A 594-nucleotide genomic window follows, 5' to 3' on the forward strand; every position below is an offset into this window, starting at 1 on the left:
AGGAACTTCAAGTAGACTTTGAAGAAGCACGGGAAGAAGCACGGGGACGGTTCTCGTGCTTCTTTTTAGTTTTAATCTCTTAGGATACTATTTGATAAGTTGCATTGATTACTCATGTATTCAAAATTATGCTATAATATTTCCAAATAAAAAAAGGAGGGGTGAAAATTGAATCCTATTAAGGTTGAAAATGAAGACATTCAATATGCAATTAAATCCGGTGAGAATTATATTCAAGTAGGTGAGCGAAAGTTTCTATTAGTAGAAGTAGAACAAATTAAAGAAAACATATATGAGGTAACTGATTCAGAAGAAGAGGAACTTCTTTTACAAGCTTTAGAAGAAGATGAAAATCCATTACTATCTAACAAAGAAATAACTTCGATGCTAGGAAGTAATAAATGAAGGTATACTGGAGAAAATCAGCTATCCATTCATTACTTGATCTTGATAAATGGAGACAAACCCAAGAGTTACCTAGGATTTCATTGTACTTAAAGGAATCAGTCGAACATTACTTTAGATATAAAGAGTTAAACATTCATCTACCAGGAAGAGCTGTTATGATTAAAGGTCTACCAGGAGGGAAGCACA

2 protein-coding genes are annotated in these 594 nt (G+C 33.0%); both read left to right on the forward strand.

Features of this window, described 5'->3' with window-relative positions; genetic code table 11:
• Positions 1-168 precede the first annotated feature (168 nt).
• The gene (locus tag ACOI1C_RS22730) at positions 169-405 is read left to right on the forward strand and encodes a hypothetical protein (RefSeq protein ID WP_422512899.1); all 237 of its coding nucleotides are present in this window, start codon (positions 169-171) and stop codon (positions 403-405) included.
• Positions 402-594 (forward strand): hypothetical protein (locus tag ACOI1C_RS22735; RefSeq protein WP_422512900.1); only part of this gene is annotated, 193 nt, incomplete at its 3' end. The genes ACOI1C_RS22730 and ACOI1C_RS22735, both read left to right, overlap by 4 nt.

Source organism: Bacillus sp. DJP31 (assembly GCF_049310945.1).
GTDB lineage: Bacteria > Bacillota > Bacilli > Bacillales > SA4 > Bacillus_BS.